The following is a 26,341-nucleotide window of genomic DNA, read 5'->3' as shown; positions in this document are numbered from 1 at the left end:
AATTTTTTTGTTCATTCTGCCATTGCGTATGGTGCGTCTTCCTTCGGCGAAGGACCGTATGCGTTCGTCGAACGGTCGCCAGGCAAGCACATGAAGACGAGGACGACGATCCAGCCGACGAACGGGACGAGACCGATCAAGAGCCATGCCGCGCTGCGTCCCGTGTCATGGAGACGGCGGAACGAGAGGGCGAGCGAAGGCAGGAACGTTCCGAGCGCGTACAGCACTGAGAGCACAGGCGGAAGTTCGAGTGCGGTCTCGATTCCGGACAAGAAGAGTGTCACGAGCATCGAGATGAGTGTGAACATCCAGTATTCCTTGCGGCGTGCGCGTCCGCCGAAGCCGACGTAATTCTTGAGTACACTTAAATACCAATTCATGAAATGATTCCTCCAAATAAGTAAGTAACTGGATTATAGCACAGGAGGATTACCAAAATTCATTTTTTGTTGAATCGAATAGATGAAAAATCCATTATCTCAGTGCCGCCAGCCGACGAGACGACGGAAGGCCAGGAAGACCGGCCAGGCGAGAATCAGGACGGCGAGCCAGTAGAACATTTGCGTGATCATCCCTTGGAACGATGCGAAAAGGGAGACGAACGCGCCGAGCAACAGGACGGCGTAGAGCGAAAAAATCAGGACGATCGGCTTGCGCAATCGCGGGAAGACGGTGAAACGTCCTGTCATCTCGTTGTGGACGCGCGGGTAGAGATAGGCGGCGAGCAACGTCGCGACGAGCGTCAGACAGATGGCGTAGACGGCACTCGGTACCGTCGGGAAGTCCCTCTCGAAGATTGCCTGGTCGACGCCGAACAGAGTGAACAACGAGAACGTCGTCATCAGCGGCTCGACGAAGCGTTCGATCTGTTCATCCATCACGGAGTTGGGCTCGAGTCCTGCAGACACGACCGCAAAGATGACGCCGACCGTCAACAGGTTGAAGAAGACGAGGAACAGTCCGATCAGTAGCTGACCGATGACGTCGCCGGCGAGCGTCCCTGCAAGCAGGAACAGGCTGAAGACGGCGAGATCGAACAGGTAATGATAGGCGAACATCTCGGCGAGCTGAACTGGCGTCGTCCAGTCACCGAGCGGGATGTTGCCGATGACCTGGAGGAGGAAGGCCGAGACGCCGAGTCCGATCAACGGGATGACGAGGAGCAGACCTGCGCCGATCAGCCACTTGATGAAGAACAGGCTGCGGCGCGGGAACGGCAGTGCGTGCAACATTCCGCTCCGTCCGCTGCCGCGCTCCGCCCCGATCAGGAGGATGGAGAAGATCGCGATCAGGACGGCGGCGCCGCCCGTGAAGATCGGGTTGACGAGCACCTGGGTGATGAGATACGGTTCGGCGATCGCATCACCGTAGATTGATGAATCCTTCAGCGACTCGATCAGGTTGAAGGCGCCGAACCCGTAGGCGAAGACGGCGAGCAGGATGAAACCGATGATCGGGAAGACGGCTTGTTTCAGTTGATGGCGGAATAATTGCTTATACATCTTGATCCCCTCCGAATGTTCCTAGGAAATAGTCTTCGAGCTGGACTGGCAGCGGATCCTTCAGGAGCGGCTGCGTCTTCTCGAGATAGGCGGCGCCTGCTTCTGACAGGACGAGCACGTTCAGGACGCGTCCCGTCTGCCCGAGCACCTGGATGTCCTGATGGGCGAGCGCCGGGACTTCCTCATAGACGACCTGCCACTTCTGGATGCTCGACTTCGCATCCTCGAGCGTCTTCGGAGCTTTGACGACGTGGTGCTCGATCGTCATCACCCGGTCTGCGAGCGAGTCGAGTTCCTCGAGCTGGTGAGAGGCGATCAGGACGGCGGTCTGGCGCTCGGCGAGGAGCGAGACGAGCTGTTTGAGGTAGTCGCGCTTGTTGATCCGGTCGAGCCCGTCCGTCGGTTCGTCGAGCAACAGGACAGGGGCGTTCGTCGCGAAGGCGAGCTGGAGCAGGAAGAGCTGGGCTTGACCTTTCGACAGCGCCGTTACGCGGCGCGAACGGTCGAGGTTCGCAGAGCGACAGTAGTTCTCGATGTACGGACGGTCGAACGCCGGATAGAATGCCGCGTAGAAGCCGATCAGCTCGCCGAGCGACATCTGGCGATAATGGACGACCGAGTCCGGGACGAGGAAGATGTGACGTCGCGTCGCCGGCACATCATGAATCGACTCGCCCGCCCATTCGACACGTCCGCGCGTCGGCAGATACGTGCCGACGAGCGTCTTCAAGAGCGTCGTCTTGCCTGCCCCGTTCCGTCCGATCAAGGCCGTGATCGTCCCGGCCGGCAAGGTGAACGAGGCGTTCTCATAGATCATCTTCTGTCCAATTCGTTTCGTCAGGTGTTCAACGGTCAACATGTTTATGCTCCTCCTTGATTCGTTCCATCATCTGGCATAGCTCCTCGTCCGACACGTCGAGCTCTTTCGCGACGGCGCGGAGTTCGTACATCTTCTGCTTGAGCGCTTCTTCCCGCACGAGCGAAAGCGGCATGTCGGCGACGAACGAGCCCTTGCCACGCATCGTCGTAATGAAGCCGCGGCTCTCGAGCTCCTGATAGGCGCGCGCGACGGTGTTCGGATTGATGAACAGGCTGCCTGCGAGCTCGCGGACGGACGGCATCTGCTCGCCCGGACGTATCAGACCGCGGGCGATCGAACGGATGGTTTGTTCGATCAGCTGCTCATAGAGGGGAGAGGGACTTCGCGGATCGATGGTGAACATGGTGCATTCCTCCCTAAGTGTATTAATACGGTTGGTACATTCAGTATAATTCATTTACAGAACTTGTCAATCAGACTTAAGTCCGACGAAGGATAGGAAGGCGGACGGAGAGGCGTGTTTTTTGCTATACTTTTGGCAGAGTATATGTAGAGGAAGGAATGAAGCTCATCATGCTAGAGCGACTAAGTGCCCTCGAGGACCGATACGAGAAATTGAACGACCTCTTGTCGGATCCCGAGATCATCAACAACCCGAACCAATTACGCGAGTTCTCGAAGGAACAATCCCAGCTCGCTCCGACCGTCGAGGTCTACCGCGTCTATCGCGATCAGATGGAGGCGTATCAGGAGGCGCGCCAGATGCTGACCGACCCGGAGATGCGGGACCTCGCGAAGGAGGAGGTCGCCCATCTCGAGCCGGAGATCAAGGCGCTCGAGGCGAGGCTGAAGGCGCTCCTCCTTCCGAAGGACCCGAACGACGACAAGAACGTCATCGTCGAGATCCGAGGTGCTGCTGGAGGCGACGAGGCGGCGCTGTTCGCGTCCGATCTGTTCAAGATGTACGCGAAGTTCGCCGAGAAGCAGAACTGGAAGATCGAGGTCATCGAGGCGAGCCATACGGAGCTCGGCGGTTATAAGGAAATCATCTTCATCATCAAAGGGGCAGGCGCCTACTCGAAGCTGAAGTTCGAGAACGGGGCACACCGCGTCCAGCGCGTCCCGTCGACGGAGTCGGGCGGACGGATCCATACGTCGACTGCGACCGTCGCCGTCCTCCCGGAAGCAGAGGAGGTCGAGGTCGAGATCCACGACAAGGACGTCCGCGTCGACACGTTCACCTCGAGCGGACCGGGCGGGCAGTCGGTCAACACGACCCAGTCGGCCGTCCGCGTGACGCACGTGCCGACCGGAATCGTCGCGAGCTGTCAGGACGAGAAGTCGCAGATCAAGAACAAGGAGAAGGCGATGAAGGTCCTCCGGGCGCGCGTCTTTGACAAGATCCAGCGCGAGAGCCAGGCCGAGTACGATGAGAAGCGGAAGTCGGCCGTCGGGACGGGTGACCGTTCGGAGCGGATCCGGACATACAACTTCGCGCAGAACCGCGTGACGGATCATCGGATCGGTTTGACGATCCAGAAGCTCGACCGGATCCTGCAAGGGGAGATGGACGAGCTGATCGACGCGCTCGTCATGGAACATCAGGCGAGGGCATCGGAGGCGGCGAACTGATGCGGATCGCGAAACGACTGAACGAAGCACAGGCAAAATTTATCATGGCAGGACGGGAAGGCTCGAGTGCCGAATGGTTACTCATGCACGTCCTCGGCGTCGACCGGACGGGACTGCTCGTCCGCCTGTCGGACGAGCTGACGCCGGAGCAGGACCTGCTCTACAGCGAGTACCTGATGGCCCATCTGAACGGTGTGCCCGTCCAGCACCTGATCGGGACGGGTCCGTTCTACGGACGTGAGTTCGAGGTGACGCCCGCCGTCCTCATCCCGCGCCCCGAGACGGAGGAGCTGATCGAGTTCGTCGTCTCCCGCATTCAAGGGGAGACGTTCGAATCAGGGGAAATCGTCGACATCGGGACCGGCAGCGGAGCGATCTGTGTGACGCTGTCGCTCGAACTGAAGACGCCGGTGACGACGGTCGACATCTCGCCTGACGCGATCGCGGTCGCGAGGCGAAACGGCGAGCAGCTCGGAGCGGACGTGACGTTCCTCGAAGGGGACCTGCTCGCGCCGCTCTCGGACGAATCGGTCCGCGTCCTCGTCTCGAACCCGCCCTACATCGAGGAGGACGAACTGCTCAGCGAGGTCGTGTTCGACCATGAGCCGCACCTCGCGCTGTTCGGCGGGAAGGACGGCCTCGACTTCTATCGCCGTCTCGTCGAAGGCAGCGCGCGCGTCCTGAAACCGGACTGGCGTCTGATCGCCTTCGAAATCGGACACGCGCAAGGGCCGGACGTGCGATTGATGTTAAAAGAGCGTTATCCGGAGGCGGAAACGGGTATTTTAAAAGATATAAACGGGAAAGACCGTATCGTGTATGCGGAGCGAAAGGAATCGGACATGCAGACTGAGATGATCAACGAGAAGACGATGGACCGGGCAGTGAAGCTGCTCAAGGATGGGGAGGTGGTCGCCATCCCGACCGAGACCGTCTACGGGCTCGCGGGGGACGCGACGCGCGACGACGCTGTCGAACGCATATTCGAAGCGAAGGGTCGCCCTTCCGATAATCCTTTGATCGTCCACGTCGCCTCGATCGGACAGGCGGAGCAGTTCGCATCATTCGTCCCGGACGTCGCACGACGCCTGATGGAGGCGTTCTGGCCGGGACCGCTGACGATCATCTTGCCGTCCAGCGGCAAGGCGTCCGCCTTCGTCACGGCAGGGCTCGATACGATCGGCCTCCGGATGCCGGACCATCCGCTCGCGCTTCGACTGATCGAGGCGTCGGGACTTGGTCTCGCGGCACCGAGCGCCAACCGTTCAGGAAAGCCTTCCCCGACGTCGAGCGGACACGTCGCCCATGATCTGTCCGGGCGGATTGCCGGCATCGTCGACGGCGGAGAGACGGGAATCGGCGTCGAATCGACCGTCATCGACTGCACGGCGACACCTCCGGTCATCTTGCGGCCGGGCGGCGTGACGCGCGAACAGCTCGAAGCGGCGATCGGTCCGGTCGTACTCGATCCCGCCTTGAAGACGAGTGACGCCGCCCCGAAGGCGCCCGGGATGAAATATACCCATTACGCGCCGGAGGCGACGCTCTCGATCGTCGTCGGGGACCTCGCTTTCCTGCAAAAGACCATTGATGCGGCTCGCCAATCGGGATCAAAGACAGGTGTCATCCTCTTCGACGGCGAAGAAGTAGATGCTGACGTCCGCTGTTTCCTCGGGCACGACATGGAGACGGCAGCCCGGCGCCTTTACGATTGTTTACGACGCTTTGACCAAACGACGGTGGATCAGATTTTTGTACGAGACCTATCAGAGGAAGGTGTTGGGCTGGCAGTCCGCAATCGGCTCCACAAGGCAGCAGGTGGCCGGATCATTCGCCCGTCATGAAGGAGGAACCTGAGATGAGCACACGTCGCATTCTGTTTATCTGTACAGGAAATACGTGCCGCAGCCCGATGGCGATGGCACTTCTGCGTTCGAAGGTCGCGGAGCAGGAGTTCGACGTCCGCTCAGCCGGATTGCGCTCGATGCAGGGCTTCGACGCTTCAGAGAACGCGCTTCAGGTGCTCCGGGAACGGGGCATCGAGCTCGAACATTATACGCAAGTCTTCGACGACGTCCTCGGTCGCTGGTCGGACGTCATCCTGACGATGACCCGCGCCCATAAGCAGGAGGTCGGTGAACGATATCCGGAGCTGAAGGAGAGGACCTTCACGCTCTATGAGTACGTGACGGGACTCGAGCGCGACATCAACGATCCGTACGGCGGGTCGATGAACGTCTATCGCCAGGTCCGGAACGAACTCGAACCACTCGTCAACCGTCTTGTGTTAAAATTGACGCAGAACGGGAGCGGACGAAAGGCGTTAGACCGGAAGCTCCCGAAAAAACAACCAAGACAGACGGGAGAATAATTTTTATGAAAGTAGCAATCGGAGCAGACCACGGTGGATTCAAACTGAAGGCGGAGATCACGGATCTTCTGAACGAACTCGGCATCGACTTCACGGACTTCGGGACGTACTCGGCCGACTCGATCGACTATCCGGACGTCGCCATCCCAGTCGCTGAGGCGGTCGCGAACGGCGAGTTCGACCGCGGCATCCTCATCTGCGGCACGGGCATCGGCATCGGCATCGCGGCGAACAAGGTCAAGGGCATCCGCGCAGCACTCGTCCACGACACGTTCAGCGCGAAGGCGACACGCCAGCACAACGACTCGAACATCCTGACGATGGGCGAACGCGTCATCGGAGCGGGACTTGCGCGCGAGATCGCGCAGATCTGGCTCGAGACGGAGTTCGAGGGCGGACGCCATGAGAACCGGGTCTGCAAGATTTCGGACTATGAGGTGAGATGAATGGATCTCGAGCGGGTCAAACACGAGCTTGACGCGTCGCTCCAGGCGCTCGACGAACGTTTTCCGCTATCAGGCAAGCTCCTCGTCGTCGGCTGTTCGACGAGCGAGGTCATCGGCAAGCAAATCGGCAAGGCGGGGTCCCCTGAGGTCGCCTCAGTACTGTTCGACGTGCTCGAGGCGTTCAGCCGGAAGCGTCAGGTCGCGCTCGCCTTTCAAGGGTGCGAGCATATCAACCGCGCGTTGACGCTCGAACGCACGACGGCTGAGCGGCTCGGTCTCGATCCGGTCGGCGTCGTTCCGGTCCCGGAAGCAGGCGGGTCGATGGCGAGCGCGGCGTACAAGCGTCTCGAGGACCCGGTCGTCGTCGAATCGATCAAGGCGGATGCCGGCATCGACATCGGCGACACGTTCATCGGGATGCACTTGAAACCGGTCGCGGTACCTGTCCGCCTGCCTCACCGTGAAATCGGCGAGGCGCATGTGACGGCGGCGATCACGCGGCCGAAGCTGATCGGCGGCAGTCGTGCCAAATACGAATGATCACCAGAACGCACCCGTCCTCCTTCGTCTTGAAGGGAGTAGGGTGCGTTTTTACGTTCCATTTTTCCTGAGATTAACGGATACCGCATGAGGCAGCTTCATGTTACGATGAACGTATCGAAAACGAATGGGGGAATTGGGATGGAACAAACACCGCTTACGTATTTGAAACGACAGGACGAGGAACTCTTCTCGGCCATGCAGAAGGAACTCGGGCGCCAGCGCGACAACATCGAGCTGATCGCTTCTGAGAACTTCGTCTCACCGGCAGTCATGGAAGCGCAGGGAAGCGTCCTGACGAACAAGTACGCGGAAGGTTATCCGGGACGTCGCTACTACGGCGGATGTGAGTTCGTCGACCTCGCGGAGAACCTCGCGCGCGACCGTGCGAAGGAAATCTTCGGCGCGGAGCACGCGAACGTCCAGCCGCACTCGGGCGCACAGGCGAACATGGCGGTCTACTTCACGATCCTCGACCAGGGCGACACGGTCCTCGGGATGAACCTGTCGCACGGTGGCCACCTGACGCACGGCAGCCCGGTGAACTTCTCCGGTGTCCAGTACAACTTCGTCGAGTACGGCGTCGACAAAGAGACAGAGATGATCGACTATGACGTCGTCGCGAAGCTGGCTGAGGAACACAAACCGAAATTGATCGTCGCGGGCGCATCGGCGTATCCGCGCGTGATCGACTTCAAACGCTTCCGCGAGATCGCGGACAGCGTCGGTGCCTACCTGATGGTCGACATGGCCCACATCGCGGGTCTCGTCGCGGCCGGTCTCCATCCGAACCCGGTCGAGCACGCCCATTTCGTCACGACGACGACGCACAAGACGCTTCGCGGACCGCGCGGCGGGATGATCCTCTGCAAGGAGGAGCACGCGAAGGCGATCGACAAGTCGATCTTCCCCGGTATCCAGGGCGGGCCGCTCATGCACGTCATCGCGGCAAAGGCCGTCGCGTTCGGCGAGGCGCTCCGTCCGGACTTCAAGGACTACATCGCGCAGGTCATCGCGAACGCGAAGGTGCTCGGTGAGGAGCTGACGAAGCGCGGTCTCCGCATCGTCTCTGGCGGTACGGACAACCATCTTCTGCTCGTCGACCTCCAGCCGCTCGGCATCACGGGCAAGCTCGCGGAGCATGCGCTCGATGAGGCCGGCATCACGGTCAACAAGAACACGATCCCGTTCGACCCGGCAAGCCCGTTCGTCACGAGCGGCATCCGGATCGGGACGGCGGCGATGACGTCGCGCGGCTTCAAGGAAGCCGAGATGGTCGAGATCGCTGAGCTGATCGAGCTCGTCCTAAAGAACCCGGAGGACGAATCGACGCTCAAGAACGCGCACGGGCAGGTGCTCGCGCTGACGAAACGTTTCCCGCTCTACCCTGAGCGCGGCTGATAAGACTCTTCGTGTCCCGGGCGACCGGGGCACGTTTTTTTGAGGTGGGACGAATGGACAAACGATGGAAGTTACTGAAGGACGTGACGGGTGCGCTCAGGCAAGCGGGCATCCCGTACACGGTCGGCGGGAGCGCCTTGCTCGCGCTGCTCGGCCTGACGCAGGAGGTCAACGACTGGGACATCGCGACGGACGCCTATGCGCATGAAGTCGCCCGGGCGCTCGACGGCTTCGAGTTCAAGAAGGCTGAGAGCGGCGACGGGCCGTACGCGAGCCGTTACAAATGGGTGGTCACGGAAGACGGACATGCGCTCGAGCTGTTCGGACACTTTGCGATCAAGACGGACGAAGGCGTCTGTCACTTGCCGGCGCTCAACGGACCGGTCCGTGACGGCATCCAGTACGGGGCGCCGGAGGTCTGGTTCGTCGCCTACAGTCTGATCGGACGGACGGAGAAGGCGGCACTGCTCAAAGGTTGGCTCGCGCAAAACGGTGCTGACCAGGACATACTCGACCGGCTCAGGCAACAACCGCTCCCGCAAGCGATCCGGGCGGAACTCGACTTTGGAGGTGTGCGATGAAGATCTTGATCGCAGAGGACGACGCGATGATCCGGAACCTGATCGCTGACACGTTGACGGCAGCGGGCCACGCGGTCACGGCTGCACGGACAGGAAGCGAGGCGAGCCGTCTGATCGCGTCGGAGACGTTCGAGGCGGCCGTCCTCGATGTCATGTTGCCCGGGAAGGACGGGCTCGCGCTCTGTCAGGAGTTGCGAAAGACGCAGGAGATCCCGATCATCCTGCTGACCGCGCTCGGGGCGCTCGACGACAAGCGGGCCGGATTCGACATCGGCGCGGACGACTACATGACGAAACCATTTTTGCCGGAGGAGTTGCTCTTCCGCCTGCAGGCCGTCGCAAGGCGTTACCGGAAGGCGGCGCTCCCGGTCCTGTCGCTCGGCGGCGTGACGATCGACAAGACGAGCTATCTCGTCAAGCAGGCAGATCAAACGATCCGCCTTCCCCGCAAAGAGTTCGAGTTGCTCTATCAGCTCGCGAGCTTCCCGGGACGCGTGTTCAGCCGTGACGAGCTGATCGAGCGGATCTGGGGGATCGATTTCGAGGGGGACGACCGGACGATCGACGTCCACGTCAAGCGGCTGCGGGAGCGTTTCCTTGACGCCGGGTTCGAGATTTTGACGGTACGCGGGCTCGGCTACCGGCTGGAGGTGCGCTGATGCGGACGCTCTATACGAAGATCGTCGCGACGGTCAGTCTCCTCCTGCTCGTCTCGGCCCTGCTGTCGCTGCTCGTCAGCAACGTCATCTACTATCTCTACTGGCAACGTGAGTACAGCGCGAAGGTCGAGCGGACGGTCGACACGGCGATCTCTTACTATGAGGCGCATGGCGACAGCGAGCCGGACGCCTTCTACGAGATGCTCAGCCGGACCGGTTATCAGCTGCACGTCGAGGATGTGGAAGGGAGCGTCAAGCGGTTCGGCAATCCGTTCCGGGATGAGTCGATCGGACGGGACGTCGTCGAGCGGGTCAAGGGCGGCGAGCCGTACCACGGGATGCGTGACTACCCGTTCCATCTGTTCCTGCTCGGTTTGTTCGACAATGAGGTCATCAATACGTACGGTGTCGCGCTCGAGAACGAGCGCGGGACGGACGCCGTCTTCATCCGGCCGGACCTCAGCCGGCAGATTCGCGAGCTCCACTTGTTCGTCGGGCTGTTCCTCGCGCTGCTCGTCGTGATCAGCTTCCTCCTGCTCGTCTTCGCCGCGCGATACATCGTCAAACCGCTCAAGACGCTGACGAGCGCGACGAAGCGGATGACGGAAGGGGATTACACGGTCGAGCTGCCGACCCGGTCGCGCGATGAGATCGGTCAGCTGTCCCGCCAGTTCAACGAGATGGCGATTGCCGTCTCACGGACGGACGAGGAACGGAAGGCGTTCGTCGCGAACGTCTCGCACGAGTTCCAGTCGCCGCTCGCTTCCTTGAAAGGGTATGCGCGGAAACTTCGTCAGCCGCTCTCTGAAGCAGAGCGGGACCGGACGGCCTCGATCATCGAGCAGGAGGCGGACCGGATGTCCGAGCTGACGCGCCAGCTCCTGACACTCGCCCGTCTCGATGAGGGGGCGTCGGTCAAACGGACGCGCGTCCTGCTCGCCCCGTCGATCGAGCGGACGCTGATGAGTCTCGAATACGAGCTCGACGAGAAGGGGATCGCTGTCGTAAGCGGCGTCCCGAGCCATCTCGCGCTGTTCGCGGACGAGGCGCTGCTCGAGCAGGTGTGGCATAACGTCCTGCGGAACGCGATGCGGGCGTCGAGTCCCGGCAGTACCATCTGCGTCAAGGCGTCCGAGACGGTCCATGCGATCGAGGTCGAGATCCGCGACGAAGGCCACGGCATGTCGGATGAGACGAAGGAGCGCCTGTTCGAACGTTTCTATAAGGGTGACGTCTCGCGTGCCTCGGTCGGATCTGGGCTCGGTCTGTCGATCGTCGCCGAGATCCTCGTCCGGCTCGAGGCCTCGGTCGAGGTCGATTCCGTCCTCGGTCAAGGGACGGTGTTCCACTTCCGCTTCCCGAAAATCTGACCTTGTTCATATTCCGTTCATCTTTCGTCCCCATACTGAAAGACGAGAAATGAATGGAGGCGAAAATGATGAGACTCGGATGGCTTGAGCTCAGACGCTCGAAGAAACGATTCATGATGATTGGCGGTGTGACGACACTGATCCTGCTGCTCGTCTGGATGATCTCCGGACTCGCGGATGGGCTTGCCTATGACAATGGTTCCGTCTACCGGCTGATGCCTGACGCGAGGTTCACCCTCGAAGCGGACGCGAAGGGAGACGTCACCCGCTCCTTTCTGACGGATGACGCGCCGGCTGGGACGGAGAAGCTCGGGGCGCAGATGGTGACGCTCGAGACGCGTGACGGGACGAAGACGGACGCCGCGGTGTTCGCGCTCGCAGGCGGCTCCCGCTATGCGCCGAAAGAAGCAGCACGGCTTCGAAAAGGCGAGGTCCTCGTCGATACGAGCCTGCTCGCTGAAGGTGGTGCGAAGGTCGGCGACGCGGTCACCGACTTCCGGACGAAGCAGGAGTTTCGGATAACAGGGACCACGCCGGGCAGGTACAGCCACGCTCCGGTCCTCTGGATGACGTGGGAGACGTGGCAGGATTGGCAGGAGACGATCGGTGTCTCGTACGCCTCCGCCTTCATCGGTGAGAGCGGGAAGTATAGTCTACGGGACGTCATCGAGAGCGTGCCCGGCTATTCGGCGGAACAGAGCTCGTTTCAGATGATGCGGCTGTTCCTCGTCCTGATCGGGGCGCTCCTGTTGTCTGCCTTCTTCTACTTGACGACGATGGAGAAGCTGCCGCAGCTCGGTATCCTGAAGGCGATCGGACTACAGAATCGCCGGATGGGCGAGGCGCTCCTGCTGCAGGTTGTCTTCGTCGCCGCTGCGGCGGCCGTCTGCAGCTTTGCGCTCGCTCTCGTCCTGAAGAACATCCTCCCGGCGGACATCCCGTTCCGGCTTGAGGCGGGCGGCTTCCTTTACGCCGGGATTCTGCTGGCCTCGGCGTTGATCGGCGCCCTCTTCCCGCTCCGTCTGCTCGGGCGGGTCGAGCCGGCCGACGTGATCGGGGGTGTGCGCGGATGATCGAATTGACTGACATCACGAAACGATACGGCGAGACAGAGATCCTGAGCGGAATCTCATTGACGGCGAAAGCGGGCGAGATGACGGCGCTCGTCGGACCGAGCGGAAGCGGCAAGAGCACGCTGCTGCAGGTGATCGGTCTGCTCCAGCGGCAGACGTCCGGCAGTTTCCGGATCGACGGACGGGACACGGGCGACCTGTCGGAAGAGGAGCGCCGTAAATTGCGGCTCGCGTCGATCGGCTTCATCTTTCAGGAGGCCCATCTCGTCCCGTTCCTGACAGCGAAGGAGCAACTGATGCTCGTCGAGAGGGAGCATGGGGTGCGCGAGAGCCGGGCCGAACGGCTGCTTGAACAGTTCGGTCTCGCAGGACGGGCGGACCATCTGCCGGCAACACTTTCCGGCGGGCAGCGCCAGCGCGTCGCGATCGCCCGTGCGCTCGTCAACGAGCCGCGGCTGATCCTCGCTGACGAACCGACGGCGAGCCTCGACTACGCGAACGGGCGAAGCGTGATGGAGATGTTGCGCAGCGAGGCCGACACGGGGAAGAACGTCCTCTTGATCACACATGACGAGCGGATGCTCGATTTATGTGACAGCGTGTTCCGGCTCGAGGACGGCCGATTGAGAAAATGAGACGGGAGAGCCTCTTTCTGCTGAAAGGGGCTCTTCGTCGTGAAAATACTCCCATATGTTTGGAAATGGATGGAGTCGGACCTCTTTGAATTTGGTAAAATATGTACATGCAGATTTGAGGGGGATACATATGTTCAACAAGTTAGACTTTCGTAAAAAAATCGGCGCCCGCATCACGGTCGCCTTTCTCGCGACGATACTCGTCCTGACGAGTGCGCTCGCCTTCATGATGTACAGGGAGAGTCAAAACCTCTTCATGGGAAACCTCGGCAAGGAAAGCGAACGGACGATGGAGCAGGCGGTGAAACGGATCGACGTCGAGGCGTTCAAAGGAATCGAGACGACGTCCGACGCGGACGCCTCTTATGAAGAGATGCGGACGGAGCTGAACGAGCTGCGCGAGACGGTCGGAGCGAAGTATTTGTTCACGCTCAAGAAGACGGCTGACGGCAAATACATCTACGTCGTCGACGGGATGGACATGTCGGCTGAAGATGCTTCACAGATCGGTGACGAGGCGGAAGTCGACGCGGAAGCGCTGCGGGCGGTCTATGCCGGAGAGACGGTCATCGGGGAGACGATCGACGTCTCGGAGTGGGGTACGCTCCTGACGTCATACGCGCCGATCAAGGACGCAAGCGGCGAGGTCATCGGTGTCGTCGGTGTCGACGCCGACGTCAAGGCTGAGCATGCGGCCTTCGAGAAGATGAAGACCGATGTGCTCGTGATGACGCTCATCGCGATCCTGCTCGGCGCACTCATCGCGTGGCTCGTCTCGCGCAACATCTCGAAATCGATCAAAGGGACGACGCGGTTGATCGAGAAGATCGGCGCGCTCGACTTGTCGGATGATGAGGCATACGCACGCATCGCGAAGAATAAGGACGAGACCGGGACGATGGCAGCTTCACTCGGCGAGATGCGCGTGTCACTCGAAGGGATCGTCGGCAGCATGCGTTCCTCTTCAAGCGAGGTGAGCGGGCAGTCGGCAGGATTGCTTGAGGTCTCGAGACAGATGGAGGTCGCGACGACGACGATCTCGGAATCAGTCAAGGAAGTCACGGGCGGTGTCGTCGCGCAGGCAGAGGAGTTGACGACGATCTCCGAGATCCTCCGCCGCTTCAACGAGCAGATCGACCAGATGTCGTCCGAAATCAAGACGATCGACAGCGAGTCGAAACGGATCGAAGGACAGGCAGGCAAGGGCGAGGAGGACATGCGCAAGCTGACCGTCTCGGTCGAGGCGGCAGAACAGGCCTTCCGCGGGTTCTCAGGGAAGATCGGGATCCTCGAAGCGCGCCTGCTCGACATCCAGGCGATCACCGGCATCATCAACGGCATCTCGGACCAGACGACGCTCCTGTCCTTGAACGCCTCGATCGAATCGGCACGGGCCGGAGAAGCGGGACGGGCGTTCGCCGTCGTCGCAGAAGAGGTCAAGAAGCTCGCGGTCCAGTCGAAGCAGTCGGCGATCGAGATCGACGCACTCATCCGCGATGTCACGCTCGAGACGGCGGCGATGGTCGAGATGACCGGCCTGCTCGGAACGGAGCATGACAAGCAAGGTGCGGCGATCGACGCCGCGATCGACTCGTTCGGAGATATCCTGAACGGCATCAGCGGAATCGTTCCGCGGATCGAGGCGATCAGCGAGGCAGCCACGTCGGTCCGGACGGAGAAGGAGAACTTGAGCGAGAAGCTCGAGTCCGCCTCGATCGTCGCCGAGGAAGTCGCGGCCTCGTCCGAAGAGATCGCAGCATCGCTCGACGGTATGAGCTCGTCAAGCGGTGAAGTCGCGACCGCAGCCTCATCGCTCGCCGCGATGACGCAGGAGATGACGGGGCAGGTCGAGCTGTTCCGAGTTCACGAGGACGAAACGAAATAAGGAACCTGAAAGCGACGGAACGGATCAGAGATGATGCGGTCCGTCGTTTTCTCATACGCGATTTTCAGCGGACGATCGGCTGGTCGGCGGACATCCCTTCAAGTAAAGTAGGGGAGTAGGAAGATAAGGGGGCTGTTGACATGAGGAAGGAAATTTTGCTGGAACGGCTCGACCGGATCGGGGCGAGCCTCGAGGAGACGGGGGATGCCTTGCTTTTGCTCGGGCTCGGCTCGGTCGGGGCGGAACTTGCGCGCCTGGATGAATATTCGGATCTCGACTTCTTCGTCATCACGAAGACGGGGGCGAAGGCGAGGTTCATCGAGCGTCTCGACTGGCTCGAAGCCGTCCATCCGCTCGCGTATATATTCCGGAATACGGAAGACGGATACAAGATATTGTTTGCTGACGGCGTATACGGCGAATTCGCCGTGTTCGAGGCATCAGAGATGACGGACATCCTGTTTACGCCAGGTCGCATCGTCTGGAAGGATCCGGCATTCACCGACGAAAGGATCGCGTCGCCGGTCAAAGAGCCGGCTTCTCTGCGCCGGGATTCGCTCGATTTCGCAGTGAACGAGGCGCTGACCAACCTGTACGTCGGCCTGTGCCGGTATGCGCGGGGGGAGAAGCTGTCCGGCATGCGGTTCGTCGAAAGCCATGCGATCGACAACATCCTGTCCGTACTCCATCTCATCGAGCAGGAAGTCGCGTACTACCCGGACGTCTTCGGGAACGAGCGCAGACTCGAGAAACGGTTTCCGCAGTTCACGAGACGGATGGGGGCGATGCTGCAAGGGTACGGACAGGTCCCGGCTTCCGCGCTGAACATCCTCGCGTACCTCGAGGAATCCTATCCGCTGAACGCGGAGATGGGCAAGGAGATCAGAAGGATGGCCGAAACTTGCAGGCAACTCGATGAATCGTGAACAACGTTTCGAAAGTCGGCGCTCGCCGGCTTTTTTTTCTTGGTATACTAGTCCTTAGTGAAACGAGTGAAAGGAAGAGGGACATGGCGACATCGGTGAAAGAACTGGCGAACAAGGAAATCCGGGCGAACGACACGCGGCAGATCGTCGAGTGGCTCCGGAAAAAAGGAGAGACGAAGCGGGCGTATGCGAAGTATGCGGACGACTTCGAGGCGATCCTCATATTAGTAGAGGCAGGTTTCCATGAACAGGCGGACCAGCGCTTCGCTTCGTGGAAACAAGTCCCGCTGCCTGCGGAACTCCTCCGCTTCCGCCTCGCCGTCGCGACGCTTGCCGGAGGGAAGAAACGGGCGAAGCAACGCTTCAACGAGCTCCCGGCAGCAGCGAAGAACCATGCCCAGCTCGAGCCGTGGCGCAAATCGCTCAAGTCGAGCCCGCTTGCGTTCGCGGCGCTCGCCGCAGGTCTCCTCGCCGTCGGTCTGACGCAGGTCGACTGGTCGCAGGAGAAGGTGGCGACCCGGGTCGAGACGCCTGCCGAGAAGGATGACGTCGCGCAGAAGCTCGCCGCCCTCGAGAAGGAGGTCGAGCAGCTGAAGCAGGAGAACGACTCGCTGAAGGAAGAAGAGAAGCCTGCGCCGAAGCCGGTGAAGGAAGAGAAGCCGGTGAAGGAAGAGAAGCAGGAGACGAGTGAGGCATCCCCGAAACAGACGCTCGAATCGGCGATCGAAGCCGTCCAGTCGAAGGATTATGCGAAGGCGGACGGTCTGCTGACCGGGAAGGTGCTGACGAGTGACGAGACGGCCGGGATGGCACGGTTCTACCAGCTGATCGCGCGCGACAAGCTGAAGAAGACGAAACAGTCGGACTACGTCGCCTACCGAAACGACTTCCCGGAATCCGGCTATACGAGCGACGTCCTCTGGATGCAGGCCGTCCATGAGCAAAAGCAGGGAGCGGACTACAAAGCGACGCTCCGCGAGCTCGCGAAACAGCCGGATAACGAATGGTCGATCGCGGCGAAGGCGATCCTCGCCGGCAAGAGCACGCTCGGGGATTGAGTAAAAAAACAGTTCCCAAGCAACAGCATTTTAGAGTACAATGCGAAAAGAGATTTGAGAGGAGATGCATACCATGAGCAAAGTACACGTATTTGATCACCCGTTGATCCAGCACAAGATGACGATCATGCGCAAGGCAGAGACAGGCACGAAACAATTCCGGGAACTCGTCGACGAAGTGGCTTCATTGATGGCATACGAAATCACACGCGACCTTCCGCTTACGGACGTCGAGATCGAGACACCGGTCACGAAGACGACGCAGAAGATGATCGAAGGCAAGAAGCTCGGGATCGTCCCGATCCTTCGTGCAGGTCTTGGAATGGTCGACGGCATGCTCCGCATGATGCCGAACGTCAAGGTCGGACACATCGGTCTGTACCGTGACCCGGAGACGCTCGAGCCGACGGAATACTACTTGAAGCTCCCGACGGACGTCGCAGAACGCGATTTCGTCGTCGTCGATCCAATGCTCGCGACAGGCGGTTCTGCTGCTGACGCGATCTCCTCTTTGAAGAAACAAGGCGCACAAAGCATCAAGCTCGCTTGCCTCTGTGCGGCACCTGAAGGCGTGGCGCGCGTCCAGAAGGAACATCCGGACGTCGACATCTACCTCGCGGCGCTCGACGAGAAGCTCAACGACCATGGCTACATCGTCCCTGGCCTCGGCGACGCAGGCGACCGTCTCTTCGGAACGAAATGATATCCAGGCATCTCTCCTTCGACGGGGAGATGCTTTTTTTCGTTTCGCTGTGCTTTAATTGAGAAGAGATACGAAAAAAGAGGGGGATATCCATGCCAATCAAAGTCATGCCGATCTTCGGCACGCGTCCGGAAGCAGTCAAGATGGCGCCGCTCGTCAAGGTGCTGAAAGCGAACCCGGCGTTCGACGTCCACGTGACGATCACGGCGCAACACCGCCAGATGCTCGATCAGGTGCTCGAGCTGTTCGAGATCACGCCGGACACCGACCTGAACATCATGAAGGACCGCCAGACGCTCGCCGAGATCACGACGCGGGCGCTCTCGGGACTTGACGACGTGATGAAGAAAGTGAAGCCGGACCTCGTGCTCGTCCACGGTGACACGACGACGACGTTCGTCGGCAGCCTCGCCGCCTACTACAACCAGATCGCGGTCGGACACGTCGAGGCGGGTCTTCGGACGCATGACAAATACTCGCCGTTCCCGGAAGAGGTCAACCGGCAGCTGACGTCGGTCCTCGCCGACCTGCACTTCGCGCCGACGCCGCAGGCCGAGGAGAACCTCGCGATGGAACACCGGATGAAGGGAGTCTTCGTCACGGGAAACACGGCGATCGACGCGCTCCAGACGACCGTTCGCGCCGATTATACGCATCCGGTCCTCAACGCCATCGGCGATAGACGTCTCGTCCTGATGACGGCCCACCGACGCGAGAACCACGGGGAGAAGATGCGCGGCATGTTCCGGGCGATACGGCGTCTCGTTGACCGCCACGACGACATCCACGTCGTCTACCCCGTCCATTTGAATCCGGTCGTCCAGGAGGTTGCCCGGGAAATATTCGAGGGGATCGAGCGTGTGACGCTCATTCCGCCGCTCGACGTGTTCGATTTCCACAACTTCGCGAGTCGGGCCTATCTGATCATGACGGACTCAGGGGGCGTCCAGGAAGAGGCGCCATCGCTCGGCGTCCCGGTGCTCGTCCTGCGGGACACGACCGAGCGTCCGGAAGGGATCGCTGCCGGTACGCTCAAGCTCGCAGGAACGGATGAAGAGACGATCTATCGCCTCGCGGATGAACTGCTGACGGACGCGGACAAGCACGACCGGATGGCGAAGACGTCGAATCCATACGGGGACGGGAAGGCGTCGGAACGGATCGCCGGGGCGATCCTGCATCACTTCAATCAAGGAGCGGCACCGGACCGGTTCGAAGGGTGAGCTGAACGCACCGAGTGATCAAGAATGGAATTTTCGAACGGACTCCGTCTTGACGGGGTCCGTTCCTTTTCCTGCAGAAGATTTGTGACGCGAGGTGAACGAAACACGGCCCCACTCCTGCAGGAAAAGCAAGCAGGGGATGACCCTGCAGCTTGCGAAGCAAGTAGAGCGGCATCCCGCTTGCCTGCGGAAAGGGGACCGTGGGCAGTTCACCAGGATCAGCACGGATGGCAGTTCACCGATACCGATGCAGGCGACTAGGACGCCGTCGGTCGGACCTGAAAAGCGGAAAATGTCCGTTTCGATAACCGACTCTTTCGCTGTGTGCCCGCTCACAACCGATGCCTACGACGCGAGCTGGAAATCCTTGTTACGTCTACATTTCAAAGGAAATCCACAAAAAGAAAAGGAAGCGCTTGCACTTGTGAACGAAAATCATTTTTTCACAAAATCGACACAACTCCTCATTTCGCCCGTTGCGTAGAAAGCGGGGACGCGATATAACGTTACTGTCAGATGGTTTTGTTCACTTCATTAAGCATCTCGATAAGCGTTGATAGCACTACATATTTTCTTCACAACTTCGTGAAAAACAACTCGTCCATACCCTGTGTGAAAACCTTATCATTCGTTGGTGGACAATGGTTTGAGAGCCCTAAATCCATTGTGAATTCATTTGACTGTAAAACGGTTCTCATTGTATTCTTATCTAGTATGAAAATCCGTAAATCGTGGGAAAGAGAAAACCGCCCATGATGGAAAAAAAGGGGGAGATGTCCATGCGCAAAAGCTTTGCTGCGAGCATGATGATGGCTTCCCAAATTTCGACGGCACTCGCTGCACCGATCGTCCTCGGATTCCTTGTCGGCCGCTACGGCGAACTGCAAGGGTGGTTCGGAGACATGGGGTCGACGGCATGTGTGTTCATCGGGATTTTCATCGGGATACTCAGCATGATCGCGACGATCAAGCACTTGTTAGGAGACAAGACATGAAGCAAATCCTGCAAGATGCGCTCTATCGCGCGTACTTACGATGGTTTGGAGCGTTGTTCGTACTCCTTGCGATCGGCATTCTCGTCGACCCGGCGCGGCAAGCCCTTTGGGGGGGACTGCTTCTTGGGACGGGCGGGAGCTTGATGATCTTGACGCTGCAACGACTGAGCGTCGACCGGATGTACCGGGTGATCGAGACGGGGCGCAAGCCGATGTCTCGCGGGACCGTATCACGCATGGCGGTCGCGGTACTCTGCGTGATGATTGGCCTCAAGTACGAGGCGCAATTGTCATTGACTGCGGTGGTAATAGGCCTTCTCGCCGGCCACGTCATACAATTTTGTGAGTTCTTGACTCACGAACTCAAGCGGGAAAAGAGGTGAATAGTCAAATGAACCACGAAATGCCACTTTACGAAATCCCACTCTGGGGCGACTTCGTTCTGTACGGTAGCTGGACGAACTTGATCACGGTGCTGATTGCAGCCGCTCTCGTTTTCCTGATTGCCGTGGCCGGTACGCGACGTCTCGCGATGAAGCCATCCGGTATGCAAAACACGCTCGAGTGGTTCCTCGAGTTCGTTCGTGGAATCATCAGCAGTACGATGGACTGGAAAACAGGAGGTCGCTTCCTCACTTTCGGAATGACGCTGTTCCTGTTCATCCTGGTGTCCAACTTGATGGGTCTTCCCTTCAACGTTGTGACGGGTCACTACATTTGGTTCAACTCACCAACTGCGGATCCGTACGTGACACTGGCGCTTTCATCCATGGTAGTGGTCATGAGCCATTACTACGGTGTGAAGATGCGTGGATTCGGTGCATACGCTAAAACGTTCATGACACCGATGTTCATCATCACCATCATCGAGGAGTTCGCGAATACGTTGACACTTGGTCTTCGTCTTTACGGTAACATCTTCGCTGGTGAGATCATGATTGGTATCATCCTTTCGATCGGTATCATCTCTGGGACGAACGATTTCCAATTCCTCGGACCAGTCGGTGTGTTCCTGTCGGCAATACCAATGCTGATCTGGCAAGGATTCTCGCTCTTCATCGGGGCAATCCAAGCGTATATCTTCCTTATCCTGACGATGGTCTACATCGGACATAAGGCAGCGCACGACCATTAATTCTAAGGTGAAGCATCCGCTTTTCCGATAGTCAAAAAACTAAGAACTCAATCTAGGGAGGCAATTCATAATGGAACTTATTGCAACAGCGATCATCATCGGACTCGGCGCACTCGGCGCAGGTATCGGTAACGGTCTTATCGTAAACGGTACAGTACTCGGACAAGCACGTCAGCCAGAACTCAAAAACGAACTTCGTCAAACGATGTTCATCGGTATCGGTCTCGTCGAGGCACTCCCGATCATCGGCGTAGCGGTCGGTTTCCTTCTCCTCAACTCTTAATCCATATTGGAACAGACTACATAGGGCGCATTCGTTCGAACAGGGTGAAACGTCATGAGGGCAGCGTCCCTCTTATGTAGAGAGAACAGAAGAAGAACCAACCACGAGGGGAGTGTATCGGATGGAACTCATGTACCGTGCCGCTGAGTCGGGTGCTGAAGGCAACCATTTACTCATCGGTAACATGATCGTCACGATCGTCGTTTTCCTCTTGCTCCTCGTCCTCTTGAAGAAATTCGCATGGGGCCCGCTCATCAACATGATGAAAGCGCGGGAAGAGCATGTGGCTAGCGAGATCAACGCGGCTGAGAAAAGCCGTAAAGACGCTGAAGTCTATGTAGAACAGCAGCAAACAGAACTTTCGAAGGCACGTACGGAAGCACGTGATCTTCTTGAATCTGCTCGCCGCCAGTCGGAAGCAGAACAAGCGCGCGCAATGGAGCAGGCACGCGTAGAAGCAGAGATGAGCAAGGAAGAAGCACGCCGTGAAATCGAACGTGAACGCGCGGAAGCACAAGCTGCCCTGAAGGACGAAGTCGCCCTTCAAGCAATCGCTGCCGCTCGCCACGTCATGAAGACACAGCTTGCGTCGGATGAAGCGGCTCAAAAAGCCCTCGTCCAGCAATTCCTTGCCGACACGAAAGGCTCGAACTAATGCGTGACCACGTAGCAGCACGCTACGCGAAAGCGCTCTTCGATCTCTCGCTCGAACATCATGTGCTCGAGCAGGCGGAATCTGATGTGCGGACGCTCGGCGAAGTGCTCCACAACACACCGGAGCTCGCATCGGTTTTAACGAACCCATCGATTTCGGCAGAAGAGCTGAAGCAGATCCTCGTGACGAGCTTCACTGGATTCAACACGATCGTCCTCAACACGATCCTCGTCATGGTCGAGAACGACCGTGCGGGTGAAATCGTGTCGTTAACGGAGAACTTCATCACGCTTCTGAACGACCATCGCAACATCGCGAACGCGGTCGTGACGAGCGCGTACAAACTATCGGATGCTGAACTCGCGGAAGTGAAGGAGACATTCGGTCAAAAATCAGGCAAAACGCTTGAAGTAGAAAACGTCGTCGACCCGAGCGTAATCGGCGGACTCCGTGTCCGTATCGGTTACACGACATACGACGGCACGATCGAAACGAAACTGACGCGCCTCGAGCGTGAGCTGTTAAAAGCGTAAGAAAATAGGGGTGAAACGCATGAGCATTAGAGCTGAAGAAATCAGCGCCCTGCTTAAAGAGCGAATCGCGCAGTACGGTTCGACGATGGAAGTGAACGAAACGGGTACAGTCATCCAGGTGGGTGACGGGATCGCACGCGTTCACGGACTCGACAACGTCATGTCGGGAGAACTCGTAGAATTCGCGAACGGCGCAATGGGCTTGGCGCAAAACTTGGAAGAAGGCAACGTCGGTATCATCATCCTCGGTGACTACATTGCCATCAAAGAAGGCGACTCTGTTCGCCGTACGGGCCGTATCATGGAAGTACCGACAGGCGACGCATTGCTCGGCCGCGTCGTGAACCCGCTCGGCCAACCGATCGACGGCCTCGGCCCGATCGAAACATCGCACTACAACCCGATCGAGCGGAAAGCTTCTGGCGTCATGGCACGTAAATCGGTCCATGAGCCGCTCCAAACAGGGATCAAAGCGATCGATGCCCTCGTCCCGATCGGACGCGGACAGCGTGAGCTCATCATCGGTGACCGTCAGACGGGTAAGACGTCGATCGCCATCGATACGATCATCAACCAAAAAGACCAAGATATGATCTGTATCTACGTCGCGATCGGACAGAAGGAATCGACTGTCCGTGGCGTAGTAGAGACGCTCCGTAAACAGGGCGCGCTCGATTACACGATCGTCGTATCTGCGGCTGCTTCGCAGCCCGCACCGCTCCTCTACCTCGCGCCGTTCGCCGGTGTCTCGATGGGTGAGCACTTCATGGACCAAGGCAAACACGTCCTTGTCATCTATGATGATCTCTCGAAACAAGCAGCGGCTTACCGTGAGCTTTCGCTTCTCTTGAAGCGTCCTCCAGGCCGCGAAGCCTACCCAGGTGACGTCTTCTACCTCCACTCACGCCTTCTTGAGCGTGCGGCGAAGTTGAACGACGAGCTCGGCGCAGGCAGCTTGACTGCACTTCCGTTCATCGAGACGCAAGCGTCGGATATCTCGGCTTACATCCCGACGAACGTAATCTCGATCACGGATGGCCAGATCTTCCTTCAATCGGATCTCTTCTTCTCAGGTGTCCGTCCCGCGATCAACCCGGGTCTCTCGGTATCGCGTGTAGGTGGTTCGGCTCAGGTGAAGGCGATGAAGAAGGTAGCGGGTACGCTCCGTCTTGACCTCGCATCTTACCGTGAGCTCGAAGCATTCGCACAGTTCGGATCGGACCTCGATAAAGCGACTCAATCGAAGCTTAACCGTGGTGAGCGTACGGTAGAAGTCCTGAAACAGGACCTCCACCAGCCGCTTACGATCGACAAGCAAGTCATCATCATCTATGCCCTCACTCGTGGTCACCTTGATGATGTTGCTGTGACGGACATCCGTCGTTTCGAGAAGGAACTCAACCTGTGGCTCGATCAGAACCGCAAAGCACTTTGCGATGAGATCAAGAAGACAGGTAACCTTCCGGCAGACGAAGAACTCGTAGCAGCAATCTCTGAATTTAAGAAAACGTTCCAGCCGACGGTCTAAGGGCATCCGCCCTTCGACCCGTCGCTAGACGGTCTTGAAACTAACAAGGTGGTGAATCGAAATGGCATCGTTGCGCGAGATTAAAACGCGGATCAACTCGACGAAAAGTACCAAGCAAATCACGAAAGCGATGAACATGGTCTCGGCGTCGAAACTGAACCGCGCTCAAGCACATAGCGCACAGTTCCAGCCTTACATGCTGAAAATGCAGGAGGTCCTCGGAACCATTGCGAATGGCACGACAGGTGCGAGCCATCCGATGCTCGAGAAACGCCCGGTCCAAAAGACGGGATACATCGTCATCACATCGGATCGCGGCTTAGCTGGTGCATATAACGCCAACGTGCTGCGTGAAGTCTACCGGGAAATCAAAGAAAAGCATACTGCGAACAGTTACGTTCTGTTCGTGGTCGGTAAAGTCGGTGTCCAGTTCTTCCGCTCACGCGGAATCACGGTCACGGACGCGATCACGGGCCTGAACGATTCTCCTTCGTACGTCGACGTCGCTGAGATCGTCAAACGCACAGTGAGTGCGTTCACGACAGGCGAGATCGACGAGCTCAAGCTGTGCTACAACCACTTCCTGTCTGTCATCAGCCAAGAAGTGAAGGTCGAGACGCTTCTCCCACTCGGTGAGATCGAAGCATCATCTTCAACGACCTACGAGTACGAGCCAAGCGAGGATATGATCCTCTCTGAACTCCTTCCGCGTTACGCGGAGAGCTTGATCTACGGTGCGCTTCTTGACGCGAAAGTAGCGGAACATGCGTCACGTATGACAGCAATGCAAAGTGCGACAGATAACGCAGATGACTTAATCGGTCGATTGACACTCGTCTACAACCGAGCACGACAAGCTGCGATCACGCAAGAAATCACAGAGATCGTCGGCGGAGCTGCAGCGCAGCAATAAGCCGGTAATCGATAAGTAGGAGGAAACACGATGAACGAACTCGGTTTAAAAGGCCGCGTCGTCGCGGTCATGGGGCCGGTCATCGACGTCAAGTTCGAAGAGGGACACTTGCCGAACATCTACAACGCGCTCCGTATCCAGTATGCGGCGCAAACTGTAGAAGAAGTGTCGATCGATCTGACGCTTGAGGTCGCTTTGCACCTCGGTGACGACGTCGTCCGTACCATTGCGATGGACTCGACAGATGGTGTACGCCGTGGAATTGAAGTAATCGACACGGGCGCTCCAATCTCGGTACCAGTCGGTGAAGCGACACTCGGTCGCGTATTCAACGTACTCGGTAACCCAATTGACGAAAAAGAAGTGGCTGCTGATGTGGAACGTCTTCCGATCCACAAGAAAGCACCAACATTCGATAACCTTTCGACGAAAGTCGAAATCCTCGAGACAGGGATCAAAGTCGTCGACCTTCTCGCTCCTTACATCAAGGGCGGTAAGATCGGTCTCTTCGGTGGTGCCGGTGTAGGTAAGACCGTCCTCATCCAGGAATTGATCAACAACATCGCGCAAGAGCACAGCGGTATCTCGGTATTCGCAGGTGTCGGTGAGCGTACGCGTGAAGGAAACGACCTCTTCCACGAGATGACGGATTCAGGCGTAATCAAGCAGACGGCGATGGTCTTCGGTCAGATGAACGAGCCGCCGGGCGCGCGTCTTCGCGTTGCCTTGACGGGTCTTACGATGGCGGAATACTTCCGTGATGAGCAAGGACAAGACGTTCTTCTCTTCGTCGACAACATCTTCCGCTTCACGCAAGCGGGTTCTGAAGTATCGGCCCTCCTCGGCCGCATGCCTTCGGCGGTAGGTTACCAGCCGACGCTCGCGACGGAGATGGGTATGCTTCAAGAGCGGATCACGTCGACAGCCAAAGGTTCGGTTACTTCGATCCAGGCTGTATACGTACCTGCCGATGACTACACTGACCCGGCTCCTGCTACGACGTTCGCTCACCTTGACGCGACGACGAACCTTGAGCGCCGTCTCTCTGAGATGGGTATCTACCCTGCGGTCGACCCGCTCGCTTCTACGTCACGCGCGCTCTCTCCTGAGATCGTCGGCGAAGAGCACTACGCGGTCGCTCGTCAAGTACAGGAAACACTCCAGCGCTACAAAGAACTTCAAGATATCATCGCGATCCTCGGTATGGACGAGTTGTCTGAAGACGACAAGTTGACTGTACACCGTGCGCGTCGTATCCAGTTCTTCTTGTCGCAGAACTTCCACGTAGCTGAGCAGTTCACAGGACAAAAAGGTTCGTACGTCCCGGTTAAGGACACGATCCGCGGCTTCAAGGAAATCCTCGACGGTAAGCACGATGACCTCACGGAAGAAGCATTCCGTCTCGTCGGCCCGATCGAAGATGCGATTGAAAAAGCGAAGACGCTTGTCTAAGTGACAAAGCATAAGGGGGACT

Annotated in this window: 29 protein-coding genes; 25 read left to right on the top strand and 4 right to left on the bottom strand. The window is 58.6% G+C overall.

Annotated features, from left to right (window positions below):
* Positions 1 to 11: 11 nt before the first annotated feature.
* The 4 genes from DFG60_RS11090 to DFG60_RS11075 all read right to left on the bottom strand — a co-directional run bounded on the left by DFG60_RS11090 (position 12) and on the right by DFG60_RS11075 (position 2,725).
* On the bottom strand, positions 12 to 380 hold the full coding sequence (locus DFG60_RS11090; RefSeq protein WP_114571840.1) for a DUF805 domain-containing protein: 369 nt from the start codon (positions 378 to 380) through the stop codon (positions 12 to 14).
* 99 nt (positions 381 to 479) lie between these two features.
* Positions 480 to 1,502 (bottom strand): ABC transporter permease subunit, encoded by a 1,023-nt coding sequence (locus tag DFG60_RS11085; RefSeq protein ID WP_114571839.1) that lies wholly within the window; start codon positions 1,500 to 1,502, stop codon positions 480 to 482.
* Positions 1,495 to 2,361, bottom strand: a complete 867-nt coding sequence (locus tag DFG60_RS11080) for an ABC transporter ATP-binding protein (protein ID WP_114571838.1) — start codon at positions 2,359 to 2,361, stop codon at positions 1,495 to 1,497. The genes DFG60_RS11085 and DFG60_RS11080 overlap by 8 nt, the downstream gene beginning before the upstream one ends.
* Positions 2,348 to 2,725 (bottom strand): GntR family transcriptional regulator, encoded by a 378-nt coding sequence (locus tag DFG60_RS11075; RefSeq protein WP_114571837.1) that lies wholly within the window; start codon positions 2,723 to 2,725, stop codon positions 2,348 to 2,350. The genes DFG60_RS11080 and DFG60_RS11075 overlap by 14 nt, the downstream gene beginning before the upstream one ends.
* A gap of 170 nt (positions 2,726 to 2,895) precedes the next feature.
* Between DFG60_RS11075 and prfA the strand changes: the two genes are divergently transcribed.
* The 25 genes from prfA to atpD all read left to right on the top strand — a co-directional run bounded on the left by prfA (position 2,896) and on the right by atpD (position 26,319).
* Positions 2,896 to 3,954, top strand: a complete 1,059-nt coding sequence (gene prfA / locus DFG60_RS11070; protein WP_114571899.1) for a peptide chain release factor 1 — start codon at positions 2,896 to 2,898, stop codon at positions 3,952 to 3,954.
* A complete protein-coding gene (prmC, locus tag DFG60_RS13815) occupies positions 3,954 to 5,798 on the top strand; it encodes a peptide chain release factor N(5)-glutamine methyltransferase (protein WP_114571836.1) in 1,845 nt (614 codons plus the stop codon). The genes prfA and prmC overlap by 1 nt, the downstream gene beginning before the upstream one ends.
* Positions 5,799 to 5,812: 14 nt before the next feature.
* Entirely contained in the window at positions 5,813 to 6,325 is a 513-nt protein-coding gene (locus DFG60_RS11060; RefSeq protein WP_114571835.1) for a low molecular weight protein arginine phosphatase, read from the top strand.
* 5 nt (positions 6,326 to 6,330) lie between these two features.
* On the top strand, positions 6,331 to 6,771 hold the full coding sequence (gene rpiB, locus DFG60_RS11055; protein WP_114571834.1) for a ribose 5-phosphate isomerase B: 441 nt from the start codon (positions 6,331 to 6,333) through the stop codon (positions 6,769 to 6,771).
* A complete protein-coding gene (locus tag DFG60_RS11050; protein ID WP_114571833.1) occupies positions 6,772 to 7,311 on the top strand; it encodes a TIGR01440 family protein in 540 nt (179 codons plus the stop codon).
* Positions 7,312 to 7,452: 141 nt separating this feature from the next.
* Positions 7,453 to 8,712: a serine hydroxymethyltransferase gene (glyA, locus tag DFG60_RS11045; protein ID WP_114571832.1), complete on the top strand. Its 1,260-nt coding sequence runs from the start codon at positions 7,453 to 7,455 to the stop codon at positions 8,710 to 8,712.
* A gap of 53 nt (positions 8,713 to 8,765) precedes the next feature.
* On the top strand, positions 8,766 to 9,293 hold the full coding sequence (locus tag DFG60_RS11040; RefSeq protein ID WP_114571831.1) for a hypothetical protein: 528 nt from the start codon (positions 8,766 to 8,768) through the stop codon (positions 9,291 to 9,293).
* Positions 9,290 to 9,952, top strand: a complete 663-nt coding sequence (locus DFG60_RS11035) for a response regulator transcription factor (protein ID WP_114571830.1) — start codon at positions 9,290 to 9,292, stop codon at positions 9,950 to 9,952. The genes DFG60_RS11040 and DFG60_RS11035 overlap by 4 nt, the downstream gene beginning before the upstream one ends.
* Entirely contained in the window at positions 9,952 to 11,322 is a 1,371-nt protein-coding gene (locus DFG60_RS11030) for a HAMP domain-containing sensor histidine kinase (protein ID WP_114571829.1), read from the top strand. Before DFG60_RS11035 ends, DFG60_RS11030 begins: the two co-directional genes overlap by 1 nt.
* A gap of 68 nt (positions 11,323 to 11,390) precedes the next feature.
* Positions 11,391 to 12,395 (top strand): FtsX-like permease family protein, encoded by a 1,005-nt coding sequence (locus DFG60_RS11025; protein WP_114571898.1) that lies wholly within the window; start codon positions 11,391 to 11,393, stop codon positions 12,393 to 12,395.
* Positions 12,392 to 13,030 carry an ABC transporter ATP-binding protein gene (locus tag DFG60_RS11020; RefSeq protein ID WP_114571828.1) on the top strand — a complete coding sequence of 213 codons (639 nt, stop codon included), beginning with the start codon at positions 12,392 to 12,394 and terminating at the stop codon, positions 13,028 to 13,030. The genes DFG60_RS11025 and DFG60_RS11020 overlap by 4 nt, the downstream gene beginning before the upstream one ends.
* A gap of 130 nt (positions 13,031 to 13,160) precedes the next feature.
* Positions 13,161 to 14,915, top strand: a complete 1,755-nt coding sequence (locus DFG60_RS11015; protein WP_157964537.1) for a methyl-accepting chemotaxis protein — start codon at positions 13,161 to 13,163, stop codon at positions 14,913 to 14,915.
* A 140-nt stretch (positions 14,916 to 15,055) separates the two neighbouring features.
* Entirely contained in the window at positions 15,056 to 15,841 is a 786-nt protein-coding gene (locus DFG60_RS11010) for a hypothetical protein (RefSeq protein ID WP_114571826.1), read from the top strand.
* A gap of 83 nt (positions 15,842 to 15,924) precedes the next feature.
* Positions 15,925 to 16,899, top strand: a complete 975-nt coding sequence (locus tag DFG60_RS11005; protein ID WP_114571825.1) for a hypothetical protein — start codon at positions 15,925 to 15,927, stop codon at positions 16,897 to 16,899.
* 73 nt (positions 16,900 to 16,972) lie between these two features.
* Entirely contained in the window at positions 16,973 to 17,602 is a 630-nt protein-coding gene (gene upp / locus DFG60_RS11000; protein WP_114571824.1) for a uracil phosphoribosyltransferase, read from the top strand.
* Between the two features lie 92 nt (positions 17,603 to 17,694).
* Positions 17,695 to 18,825, top strand: a complete 1,131-nt coding sequence (gene wecB, locus DFG60_RS10995) for a non-hydrolyzing UDP-N-acetylglucosamine 2-epimerase (RefSeq protein WP_114571823.1) — start codon at positions 17,695 to 17,697, stop codon at positions 18,823 to 18,825.
* Between the two features lie 779 nt (positions 18,826 to 19,604).
* On the top strand, positions 19,605 to 19,820 hold the full coding sequence (locus DFG60_RS10985) for an AtpZ/AtpI family protein (RefSeq protein ID WP_114571821.1): 216 nt from the start codon (positions 19,605 to 19,607) through the stop codon (positions 19,818 to 19,820).
* A complete protein-coding gene (locus DFG60_RS10980) occupies positions 19,817 to 20,203 on the top strand; it encodes an ATP synthase subunit I (RefSeq protein ID WP_114571820.1) in 387 nt (128 codons plus the stop codon). Before DFG60_RS10985 ends, DFG60_RS10980 begins: the two co-directional genes overlap by 4 nt.
* Before the next feature lie 8 nt (positions 20,204 to 20,211).
* Positions 20,212 to 20,955 carry a F0F1 ATP synthase subunit A gene (atpB, locus tag DFG60_RS10975; protein ID WP_114571819.1) on the top strand — a complete coding sequence of 248 codons (744 nt, stop codon included), beginning with the start codon at positions 20,212 to 20,214 and terminating at the stop codon, positions 20,953 to 20,955.
* Between the two features lie 70 nt (positions 20,956 to 21,025).
* Positions 21,026 to 21,238, top strand: coding sequence for a F0F1 ATP synthase subunit C (atpE, locus tag DFG60_RS10970; RefSeq protein ID WP_012371545.1), 213 nt, complete (start codon positions 21,026 to 21,028; stop codon positions 21,236 to 21,238).
* Between the two features lie 121 nt (positions 21,239 to 21,359).
* The gene (gene atpF / locus DFG60_RS10965; RefSeq protein ID WP_114571818.1) at positions 21,360 to 21,893 is read left to right on the top strand and encodes a F0F1 ATP synthase subunit B; all 534 of its coding nucleotides are present in this window, start codon (positions 21,360 to 21,362) and stop codon (positions 21,891 to 21,893) included.
* Complete coding sequence (locus tag DFG60_RS10960; protein WP_114571817.1) at positions 21,893 to 22,426, top strand: F0F1 ATP synthase subunit delta; 534 nt, start codon at positions 21,893 to 21,895, stop codon at positions 22,424 to 22,426. The genes atpF and DFG60_RS10960 overlap by 1 nt, the downstream gene beginning before the upstream one ends.
* Positions 22,427 to 22,445: 19 nt before the next feature.
* Entirely contained in the window at positions 22,446 to 23,954 is a 1,509-nt protein-coding gene (gene atpA / locus DFG60_RS10955; RefSeq protein WP_114571816.1) for a F0F1 ATP synthase subunit alpha, read from the top strand.
* A 61-nt stretch (positions 23,955 to 24,015) separates the two neighbouring features.
* On the top strand, positions 24,016 to 24,867 hold the full coding sequence (gene atpG / locus DFG60_RS10950) for an ATP synthase F1 subunit gamma (protein WP_114571815.1): 852 nt from the start codon (positions 24,016 to 24,018) through the stop codon (positions 24,865 to 24,867).
* A gap of 30 nt (positions 24,868 to 24,897) precedes the next feature.
* Positions 24,898 to 26,319, top strand: coding sequence for a F0F1 ATP synthase subunit beta (gene atpD / locus DFG60_RS10945; RefSeq protein WP_114571814.1), 1,422 nt, complete (start codon positions 24,898 to 24,900; stop codon positions 26,317 to 26,319).
* Positions 26,320 to 26,341: the final 22 nt, after the last annotated feature.

Source organism: Exiguobacterium flavidum (assembly GCF_003344535.1).
GTDB classification, from domain to species: Bacteria; Bacillota; Bacilli; order Exiguobacteriales; family Exiguobacteriaceae; genus Exiguobacterium_A; species Exiguobacterium_A flavidum.
This window is presented reverse-complemented; position numbering and strand designations above follow the sequence as displayed.

What these genes read in the sequence shown, in the direction of transcription:
- upp (WP_114571824.1), top strand. Translation starts at nt 16,973, where the DNA reads ATGAGCAAAGTACACGTATTTGATCACCCGTTGATCCAGCACAAGATG.
- DFG60_RS11025 (WP_114571898.1), top strand. Translation starts at nt 11,391, where the DNA reads ATGAGACTCGGATGGCTTGAGCTCAGACGCTCGAAGAAACGATTCATG.
- atpE (WP_012371545.1), top strand. Translation starts at nt 21,026, where the DNA reads ATGGAACTTATTGCAACAGCGATCATCATCGGACTCGGCGCACTCGGC.
- atpG (WP_114571815.1), top strand. Translation starts at nt 24,016, where the DNA reads ATGGCATCGTTGCGCGAGATTAAAACGCGGATCAACTCGACGAAAAGT.
- DFG60_RS11075 (WP_114571837.1), bottom strand. Translation starts at nt 2,725, where the DNA reads ATGTTCACCATCGATCCGCGAAGTCCCTCTCCCCTCTATGAGCAGCTG.
- atpA (WP_114571816.1), top strand. Translation starts at nt 22,446, where the DNA reads ATGAGCATTAGAGCTGAAGAAATCAGCGCCCTGCTTAAAGAGCGAATC.
- DFG60_RS11005 (WP_114571825.1), top strand. Translation starts at nt 15,925, where the DNA reads ATGGCGACATCGGTGAAAGAACTGGCGAACAAGGAAATCCGGGCGAAC.
- DFG60_RS10985 (WP_114571821.1), top strand. Translation starts at nt 19,605, where the DNA reads ATGCGCAAAAGCTTTGCTGCGAGCATGATGATGGCTTCCCAAATTTCG.
- glyA (WP_114571832.1), top strand. Translation starts at nt 7,453, where the DNA reads ATGGAACAAACACCGCTTACGTATTTGAAACGACAGGACGAGGAACTC.
- DFG60_RS11040 (WP_114571831.1), top strand. Translation starts at nt 8,766, where the DNA reads ATGGACAAACGATGGAAGTTACTGAAGGACGTGACGGGTGCGCTCAGG.
- DFG60_RS11035 (WP_114571830.1), top strand. Translation starts at nt 9,290, where the DNA reads ATGAAGATCTTGATCGCAGAGGACGACGCGATGATCCGGAACCTGATC.
- atpF (WP_114571818.1), top strand. Translation starts at nt 21,360, where the DNA reads ATGGAACTCATGTACCGTGCCGCTGAGTCGGGTGCTGAAGGCAACCAT.
- wecB (WP_114571823.1), top strand. Translation starts at nt 17,695, where the DNA reads ATGCCAATCAAAGTCATGCCGATCTTCGGCACGCGTCCGGAAGCAGTC.
- DFG60_RS11020 (WP_114571828.1), top strand. Translation starts at nt 12,392, where the DNA reads ATGATCGAATTGACTGACATCACGAAACGATACGGCGAGACAGAGATC.
- prmC (WP_114571836.1), top strand. Translation starts at nt 3,954, where the DNA reads ATGCGGATCGCGAAACGACTGAACGAAGCACAGGCAAAATTTATCATG.
- rpiB (WP_114571834.1), top strand. Translation starts at nt 6,331, where the DNA reads ATGAAAGTAGCAATCGGAGCAGACCACGGTGGATTCAAACTGAAGGCG.
- DFG60_RS11010 (WP_114571826.1), top strand. Translation starts at nt 15,056, where the DNA reads ATGAGGAAGGAAATTTTGCTGGAACGGCTCGACCGGATCGGGGCGAGC.
- DFG60_RS10980 (WP_114571820.1), top strand. Translation starts at nt 19,817, where the DNA reads ATGAAGCAAATCCTGCAAGATGCGCTCTATCGCGCGTACTTACGATGG.
- DFG60_RS11015 (WP_157964537.1), top strand. Translation starts at nt 13,161, where the DNA reads ATGTTCAACAAGTTAGACTTTCGTAAAAAAATCGGCGCCCGCATCACG.
- DFG60_RS11030 (WP_114571829.1), top strand. Translation starts at nt 9,952, where the DNA reads ATGCGGACGCTCTATACGAAGATCGTCGCGACGGTCAGTCTCCTCCTG.
- DFG60_RS11085 (WP_114571839.1), bottom strand. Translation starts at nt 1,502, where the DNA reads ATGTATAAGCAATTATTCCGCCATCAACTGAAACAAGCCGTCTTCCCG.
- DFG60_RS11090 (WP_114571840.1), bottom strand. Translation starts at nt 380, where the DNA reads ATGAATTGGTATTTAAGTGTACTCAAGAATTACGTCGGCTTCGGCGGA.
- DFG60_RS11080 (WP_114571838.1), bottom strand. Translation starts at nt 2,361, where the DNA reads ATGTTGACCGTTGAACACCTGACGAAACGAATTGGACAGAAGATGATC.
- DFG60_RS11060 (WP_114571835.1), top strand. Translation starts at nt 5,813, where the DNA reads ATGAGCACACGTCGCATTCTGTTTATCTGTACAGGAAATACGTGCCGC.
- prfA (WP_114571899.1), top strand. Translation starts at nt 2,896, where the DNA reads ATGCTAGAGCGACTAAGTGCCCTCGAGGACCGATACGAGAAATTGAAC.
- DFG60_RS11050 (WP_114571833.1), top strand. Translation starts at nt 6,772, where the DNA reads ATGGATCTCGAGCGGGTCAAACACGAGCTTGACGCGTCGCTCCAGGCG.
- DFG60_RS10960 (WP_114571817.1), top strand. Translation starts at nt 21,893, where the DNA reads ATGCGTGACCACGTAGCAGCACGCTACGCGAAAGCGCTCTTCGATCTC.
- atpD (WP_114571814.1), top strand. Translation starts at nt 24,898, where the DNA reads ATGAACGAACTCGGTTTAAAAGGCCGCGTCGTCGCGGTCATGGGGCCG.
- atpB (WP_114571819.1), top strand. Translation starts at nt 20,212, where the DNA reads ATGAACCACGAAATGCCACTTTACGAAATCCCACTCTGGGGCGACTTC.